The organism is Pseudoalteromonas sp. TAE56 (assembly GCF_000497955.1).
Lineage (GTDB): Bacteria > Pseudomonadota > Gammaproteobacteria > Enterobacterales > Alteromonadaceae > Pseudoalteromonas.
The window spans coordinates 1-7,739 of record NZ_AUTN01000021.1 but is presented as its reverse complement, the minus strand read 5'-3'; the positions used below and the strand labels follow the sequence as shown (position 1 = coordinate 7,739).

The 7,739-nt window shown below is 41.3% G+C and carries 7 protein-coding genes; all 7 read right to left on the bottom strand.

All coding sequences use genetic code 11. The annotated features are described in order from the left end of the window. Positions 1 to 480: 480 nt before the first annotated feature. The gene (locus L656_RS0100800; RefSeq protein WP_024597815.1) at positions 481 to 1,362 is read right to left on the bottom strand and encodes a LysR family transcriptional regulator; all 882 of its coding nucleotides are present in this window, start codon (positions 1,360 to 1,362) and stop codon (positions 481 to 483) included. A 344-nt stretch (positions 1,363 to 1,706) separates the two neighbouring features. Beyond that, positions 1,707 to 2,363, bottom strand: coding sequence for a CoA transferase subunit B (locus L656_RS0100795; RefSeq protein WP_007376577.1), 657 nt, complete (start codon positions 2,361 to 2,363; stop codon positions 1,707 to 1,709). Between the two features lie 14 nt (positions 2,364 to 2,377). Then, on the bottom strand, positions 2,378 to 3,076 hold the full coding sequence (locus tag L656_RS0100790) for a CoA transferase subunit A (protein WP_024597814.1): 699 nt from the start codon (positions 3,074 to 3,076) through the stop codon (positions 2,378 to 2,380). A 63-nt stretch (positions 3,077 to 3,139) separates the two neighbouring features. Next, positions 3,140 to 4,036, bottom strand: coding sequence for a hydroxymethylglutaryl-CoA lyase (locus L656_RS0100785; protein WP_024597813.1), 897 nt, complete (start codon positions 4,034 to 4,036; stop codon positions 3,140 to 3,142). Beyond that, positions 4,036 to 6,039: an acetyl/propionyl/methylcrotonyl-CoA carboxylase subunit alpha gene (locus L656_RS0100780; protein WP_024597812.1), complete on the bottom strand. Its 2,004-nt coding sequence runs from the start codon at positions 6,037 to 6,039 to the stop codon at positions 4,036 to 4,038. The genes L656_RS0100785 and L656_RS0100780 overlap by 1 nt, the downstream gene beginning before the upstream one ends. An 8-nt stretch (positions 6,040 to 6,047) precedes the next feature. Further along, positions 6,048 to 6,818, bottom strand: coding sequence for an enoyl-CoA hydratase/isomerase family protein (locus L656_RS0100775; protein WP_024597811.1), 771 nt, complete (start codon positions 6,816 to 6,818; stop codon positions 6,048 to 6,050). Between the two features lie 12 nt (positions 6,819 to 6,830). Next, positions 6,831 to 7,739 (bottom strand): carboxyl transferase domain-containing protein (locus L656_RS0100770; RefSeq protein WP_024597810.1); only part of this gene is annotated, 909 nt, incomplete at its 5' end.

Sequence of the window (7,739 nt, the reverse complement as noted above, 5' to 3'; positions counted from 1 at the left end):
AACCATTTTTCACACTGACAACATCTTCACACACAATATAAAGATTCTGTTTGCTACACTTTGGTAGCTTTGTATTACATATCATGTGGTTTGAGCCAAGAATAAAAACAGTTCAAGCTAAGTCACCACCTAACTTGAACCGCTTTTCACACTGACAACATCTTCACACACAATATAAAGATTTTTTACTGCTACTTATGAGTTACTAAAACTCAAAAGGTTGCATTTGTTACTCTTAAAAACAATTTAATATAAGTTGTTTTGAGTTGATGGAGTAACTTTAATATTTAACTTTATTTTCGACAAACGATAAAAACGAAACCAATGAGTGAAAAAAATTAAACTATAGACTTTAGTCTAATGCGTGGTGTTAAGTGTATGTATTTAAATAAAATATTATTCAAAAATTTAAATTAGATTTAAGCGAACCATTAATACAACCCGTAATTAGGTGTATTAATAAACCCGCCTAACAAAGGGTTATTCTTGGATTTTTCTAAATGTGCTTACAACCCACTTTGCAAATAAATCAAGCGGGTGATTAGGGGTACTTGATTCGTGCTGCACTAAATAGTATTTATCTTTAGTTGTTAAAGGCTGTTCAAATAATTTATAAAGCCATTGCTCATCTAACCAACTTTGGCTAATTGGCAGTGGAATAAGTGCAATCCCCATACCTTGCTGCGCTGCACGGGCTACACCAAACATGCTATCTATTTGAATAATCTGCGAGGGAGAAAAGTCATCAATACCCGCTTTTTCAGCCCATTGGTGCCATGCCCAAGGACGAGCTTTGTGGAGGATCAGCGGGACTTGGTTAAGCGCTTGACGATGATCGTCCCTCCATTGTTCGAGCAATTTTTTATTACATGCAGGAATATATTCAAGGTTAAACAACTCTGTCGCTAATCCTTCAGTAGGTTTACCAGAGGACAATACAATAGATAAATCGCTATGACGCGTTAACTCTTTGCGTGTTTTAAGCGTGTCCATTTGCAGGTTTATATTAGGGTGCTCTGACGTCCACTCACTTAATTTAGGCATGAGTAGTTCGCTGGCAAAAAATTCAGGCAGCGTAATCGTCAAATTTGTATTTTGCTGCATCTGACTAAACTCATTAATAGTGCTCTCTAACATTGTGATGATAGGAGACACCGCATCAAAAAAGTTTTTACCCGCTGTGGTTAAGCTAATTGAACGCGTTTTACGTTGAAAAAGCTCAATACCAAGTTGTTCTTCAAGTTGTTTTATTTGATGGCTTACCGCAGAAGGCGTTAAGTACAGCTCATTAGCTGCATGCTTAAAACTTAGGCTTCTTGCGGCAAAGCAAAAAGAGCGAAGGCCACGAATAGGAGTTTGCATGTTTTCCAGAATTATTTAATTTATTGAGACGCCTTACTTAGGCAAAATTTGAACCAACTATTTAATGTATAAATATCAGTAGGTTAAAAATAAATTCAACGCTAGTTCACAAAAAAGGTGCAGACTATCCACAAAATAGTGCAAAGAATCTAAGCGCTTACATTTAATTTATATTTGTATTATAGATAAAATTTACTACAGATGTATGAATGACGGTAAAAATAATGGCAAAAGATAAAAAAAATCCCTCGTGAGAGGGATTTTGGGTAACTCAGCGCCATTGGCACTGGGAATGAGGTCGGTACAGGGTAAAGCGTTATTTTAAGTTAACTTATTAAAAGTTACTAAAAAACCATTTCTGGTACTTCACCGTCAACAAGTAATTTACCTGCTGTTTTACTAATGATTTCATCAACAGATACGCCCGGAGCGCGTTCTAATAGATGAAATGCGCCGTCTTTAACTTCTAATACGGCTAAATCTGTTACTATTTTTTTAACGCAATTAACGCCAGTAAGCGGTAAAGAGCAGGCCTCTAATAGTTTAGAGTCACCATGCTTACTTGCATGGGTCATAGTAACAATAATATTTTTCGCGCCAGCGACTAAATCCATCGCGCCACCCATGCCTTTGATCAGCTTTTTAGGGATCATCCACGATGCGATGTTGCCGTTCTGGTCAACTTCAAATGCACCCAGAACGGTTAAGTCTACATGACCACCCCGTATCATGGCAAAACTATCTGCACTATTAAATATGGCTGCACCTTTAGCTGCTGTCACGGTTTCTTTACCCGCGTTAATCATATCTGCATCTAGCTCTGCTTTAGTAGGGTACGGGCCCATGCCTAAAAGGCCATTTTCGGACTGTAACATAACTTCAATATCATCCGGTACATAGTTTGCGACGAGTGTCGGAATTCCTATGCCCAAATTTACGTAGTAACCGTCTTGTAGTTCTTGTGCAACACGCATTGCAACTTGTTCACGTGATAATGCCATAATTATGCTCCTGCTTAATCTCGTGTTGTTACACGTTCAATGCGTTTTTCAAAGTTGCCTTTAATAACGCGATTTACAAAAATACCTGGGGTATGAATTTGGCTTGGTTCAAGCTCACCTGGCTCTACAATTTCTTCTACTTCGGCAACGGTAATTTTGCCAGCTGTTGCAGCCATTGGATTAAAGTTCATGGCGGTATGTCTAAACACTAAATTACCAAAGCGATCGGCTTTCCATGCTTTTACTATGGCAAATTCACCTGTTATAGACTCTTCTAAAATGTATGGGCGACCATTAAATTCTTTTACGTCTTTGCCTTCAGCAACTGGAGTGCCGTAACCAGTGGCGGTGTAAAACGCAGGTATACCCGCGCCACCAGAACGCATTTTTTCAGCAAGTGTACCTTGTGGTGTAAGCTCTACATCAATTTCGCCACTTAATAACTGCTGTTCGAATAGGGCGTTTTCACCAACGTACGAGGCAACTACTTTTTTAATTTGTTTGTCTTGTAATAAAATACCTAAACCAAAGTCATCAACACCACAGTTATTAGATACCACGGTTAAGTCTTTTGTTTGCATGTGCTTAATTTGTTTAATTAAGCCCTCAGGAATACCACATAAACCAAAACCACCGGCAATAATGGTATCGCCATCTTTTAATCCTTCCATTGCAGCTTCGTAGCTATAAACTACCTTATCAAAACCGGCCATGAGTCTCTCCTCAATGTGTGCTATTTGTTGTTAACTATCTTGAATCATCATTTTATAAGATAGCTATTTAGTGTGCAGTGCCACAGATACTTTACTCACAGGTTGCTTACCAAGTGCTTTGGTTATCTCCCAGCCAGCGTTACTTAACCTTTGTAAATCAATTCCGTGTTCAATGCCAAGCCCTTGCAGTAAGTAAACTACATCTTCGGTGGCAACATTTCCTGACGCACCCTTAGCATAAGGACAGCCACCAAGGCCTGCGACTGCCGCGTCAACCGTTGCTATACCTAGGCTTAAAGCTGCGTAAATATTTGTGAGCGCTTGGCCGTAAGTATCATGAAAATGCACAGCCAACTTAGTTTTGTCAATGTGCGTTAAAAGTAACTCTATTAACTGCGTTACTTTTTTAGCGGTGCCAACACCAATGGTATCGCCAAGACTTACTTCGTAACACCCTAAATCTAATAGCTTTTGCGATACATTAAGTACTGCTTGTGGATCAATCTCACCCTCGTAAGGGCAACCGAGCACACAGCTTACATAACCACGTACGCGGATATTATTAGCTTTAGCAAATGCCATTACCTCGCTAAAGCGTTCAATACTTTGCTCTATTGAGCAGTTTATGTTTTTTTGACAAAACGACTCACTTGCAGCGGTAAATATAGCAAATTCTTTAATGCCGACAACGTGCGCTGCTTGTGCACCTTTTAAGTTAGGTGTAAGAGCGCTTAAATTTACATCGGGCAAATTAAGGGCTGATATTACATCCGCTGAGTCTGCCATTTGCGGCACCCATTTAGGAGAAACAAACGCGCCAGCTTCAATATCTTTTAAACCTGCAGCACTAAGGGCGTTAATAAGCGCTACTTTATCAGCTGTGCTTACTGTTTTTTCGTTTTGTAGACCGTCTCGCGCACCAACTTCAACAATACGTACTTTACTGGGAAAGGCATTCATTATGCACCTTCCTCAGTCATATCTTCTACTATCGCAAGCAGGGCACCATGGGTTACTAATTCGCCTTCACCAAAACAATAACTTTTTAAAATGCCGTCATGCGGTGCGTTTAGCGTGTATTCCATTTTCATGGCTTCAATAATAACAACCGCATCGCCTTTGGAAATTGTGCTACCAATGTCGATAAGATGTTTTACTACTGTGCCATTGAGCGGGGCGGCAAGTGGCAGAGCTTCGCTTTCGTGCGAACTAATATAATGTTTATCAACTAGTTCAAGCTTAGTTTGCAGTGCCTTATTCATCACCGTTACACTATTACCTACCGTATTATTATCTACCGTAGTTACGTGTGCGCTGTGTTTTTCGCCATTAATAAATACACTGCAAAGATTGTTATTTAATGTGCCTTGTAGGTTAAATACGTGCTCGTTATGCGTAATAGTGTAGCCCGCTTTCGTTTTTATAGCGCTTAGCTGTAAATCAGCAAAAGGGACTTTAATTGCTTGCGGAGCATTGAGTGTAAAACCGCTTAGTTGTTGCCAAGGGCTAGCACTGTTTTGCGCATTTTGGGTGCTAGTTAACGATTCTAAATAGGCAAAAGCACCAATAAGCTGACTTGCTTGCAATAACGATTCATCAACCGCTACTAACGAATCACCTTGCTCTGCAATAAAGTGTGTACTTGGCGCGCCTTGTTTAAACGTAGGGTGGCTTGCTAAATTATGTAAAAAGCCAATGTTAGTGCTAAAACCCGCTAAATGAAATTGTTCAAGGGCGTGTTGTAAGCGGCTCAATGCTTGTTCGCGATTATCATCGTGCACAATAAGTTTTGCAATCATCGGGTCGTAAAACGGACTGATTTCGTCGCCTTGAGCAATGCCTGTATCAATGCGCACAAATTCGCTGTTAAGGGGTGTATGTAACGCTTCAATAGTGCCCGAGCACGGTATAAAGTCGTTAGCTGGATCTTCAGCGTATATACGCGCCTCAAAGCTATGACCCTGCAATTGAATATCACTTTGTTCCAGCGGCAGTATTTGCCCGCCTGCAATATTAATTTGCCAATTGACTAAATCTACACCGGTTACCATTTCGGTTACAGGGTGTTCTACTTGAAGGCGCGTGTTCATTTCCATAAAGAAAAATTCATCGCCACACAGTAAAAACTCAACAGTACCTGCACCACGGTAATTTATAGCCAAAGCACAACGTACAGCCGCTTCGCCCATTTCTTTGCGTAGCTCGTCAGATAAACCCGGAGCAGGGGCTTCTTCAATTACTTTTTGATGACGACGTTGCAAAGAACAATCACGATCGCCTAAATAAACACAGTTACCGTAATTGTCTGCAAAGACTTGCACTTCAACATGGCGAGGCTGGTTTACATAGCGCTCAAGCAATACTAAATCGTTACCAAAACCGGCAATCGCTTCACGTTGTGCGCCCTCAAGTGCACTCATAAATTGTTTGGCGTTTTGTACAACGCGCATACCTTTACCACCGCCACCAAAGGCGGCTTTAATTAGTACAGGGTAGCCAATTTTTTCAGCTTCACTTTGTAAAAAGGCAGGATCTTGTTTTTCACCGTAATAACCAGGCACTAACGGCACGTTAGCAGCTGCCATTATTTCTTTAGCGCGGGTTTTAGACCCCATAGCTTCAATGCTACTTGCTGGTGGTCCTACAAAAGCAATGTTATTAGCTTCGCAGGCTTTAGCAAATTCGCTGTTTTCAGATAAAAAACCATACCCTGGGTGAATACAATCAGCGCCGCAGTCTTTGGCAACTTGCAAAATTTTGTCTGCTACCAAATACGAATCTTTACTTGGCGCGGCACCAATATGGTAAGCCTCGTCAGCCATTTTTACGTGCTGGGCATGTTTGTCTGCATCAGAATAAACCGCGACCGTGGTTAAGCCCATTTGTTTTGCGCTGCGCATTACTCGGCACGCAATTTCTCCGCGATTGGCAATCAGTATTTTTTGTAATCGTTGTGTGTTCATAATCAATCCTACAGTTGCCAAGCGGGTGGGCGTTTATCAAAAAAAGCAGTTAGCCCTTCTTGACCTTCTACAGATACGCGAATTTTTGCAATACGCTCTGCGGTAAGCTCAATGAGTTCATCGGTTATTGGTTTATTTGCTACATCGTTAATTAATGCTTTTGCGGCTTTTACTGCTACAGGTCCGTTATCAATTAGTGTTTGCAACATATTATCGAGCGCACAGTCTAAATTACCGGTTACTTGATGAATTAAACCCAATTGTTTAGCAGTATGTGCATCAAACACTTCAGCCGTTAAAAAGTACCTGCGAGCAGCACGTTCACCAATCGCTTTAATGACGTATGGGCTAATAACAGCGGGAATGAGGCCCAACTTTACTTCGCTTAAACAAAATTGCGCATCGTCTTTACTAAGGGCTATGTCGCAACAAGCAATTAAACCCAGTGCACCACCAAAAGCAGCACCTTGCACAGCGCAAATTGTTGGATGCGGCGAGCTTGCCAATACCTGCATTAATTTAGCTAATTGCATTGAATCAGCTAGGTTATCGCCGTAGTTGTTATCCACCATCGATTTCATCCAGGCTAAATCGGCACCGGCTGAAAAGTGTTTACCTTCTGTTTTTAAAACCAAAGCACGAATATCAAGCGTATTTGCATGTTCGATACACTGAATCAGCTCGTGTATTACTTCGCTATTAAATGCGTTTCTTTTTTCTGGGCGGCTTAACACAAGTACAGCCACATTAGATTTTGTTATTTGTAGTGTTACTGACATTTTGCGCTCCGGTTACATTCTAAATACGCCAAATTTCGAATCACGTTTTGGTGCGTTATTCGCAGCTGTTAACGCAAGACCTAATACATTACGCGTGTCGGCAGGATCTATAATGCCGTCATCCCACAAGCGTGCGCTGGCGTAATACGGATGACCTTGTTCTTCGTACTGATCAATAATTGGCTTTTTAAAGTCACTTATTTCTTGCTCGCTCATGCTTTGACCTTTGCGTGCTAAACCATCTTGTTTAACTTGTGCCATTACACCCGCAGCTTGTTCGCCGCCCATAACCGAAATACGGGCATTAGGCCACATCCACATCATGGTTGGTTCAAATGCACGGCCACACATTCCGTAGTTACCTGCGCCGTAAGAGCCGCCAATAAGTACTGTAAATTTAGGCACGTCAGCACACGAAACCGCCATCACCATCTTAGCGCCGTGCTTAGCAATGCCTTCGGCTTCATATTTTTTACCCACCATAAAGCCGGTAATATTTTGTAAAAACACTAAAGGAATATTGCGCTGAGCACACAGCTGAATAAAGTGCGCGCCTTTTTGCGCCGACTCACTAAATAAAATACCGTTATTAGCTACTATGCCTACAGGGTTACCGTAAATACTGGCAAAACCTGTTACCAGCGTTTCACCAAAGTAACGTTTAAATTCATCAAATGAGGAATCGTCCACTGTGCGCGCTATTACTTCACGTACATCAAATGGCTTTTTAAGGTCGGTACCGACAATGCCGTAAAGCTCGTTTATATCGTAACGTGGTGGTTTTACATCATTTAGAAGAGGGGCGGTCGGACGTGTGTAATTAATACGCTCAATACATTGTCGCGCAATAGACAGCGCATGAGCATCGTTTTCAGCGTAGTGGTCAGCAACACCCGACACTTTACAATGCACATCGGCGCC

Bases quoted from the DNA above. Each gene is read 5' to 3' on its own strand.
- L656_RS0100780 (WP_024597812.1), bottom strand. From the start codon at position 6,039: ATGAACACACAACGATTACAAAAAATACTGATTGCCAATCGCGGAGAA.
- L656_RS0100785 (WP_024597813.1), bottom strand. From the start codon at position 4,036: ATGAATGCCTTTCCCAGTAAAGTACGTATTGTTGAAGTTGGTGCGCGA.
- L656_RS0100790 (WP_024597814.1), bottom strand. From the start codon at position 3,076: ATGGCCGGTTTTGATAAGGTAGTTTATAGCTACGAAGCTGCAATGGAA.
- L656_RS0100800 (WP_024597815.1), bottom strand. From the start codon at position 1,362: ATGCAAACTCCTATTCGTGGCCTTCGCTCTTTTTGCTTTGCCGCAAGA.
- L656_RS0100795 (WP_007376577.1), bottom strand. From the start codon at position 2,363: ATGGCATTATCACGTGAACAAGTTGCAATGCGTGTTGCACAAGAACTA.
- L656_RS0100775 (WP_024597811.1), bottom strand. From the start codon at position 6,818: ATGTCAGTAACACTACAAATAACAAAATCTAATGTGGCTGTACTTGTG.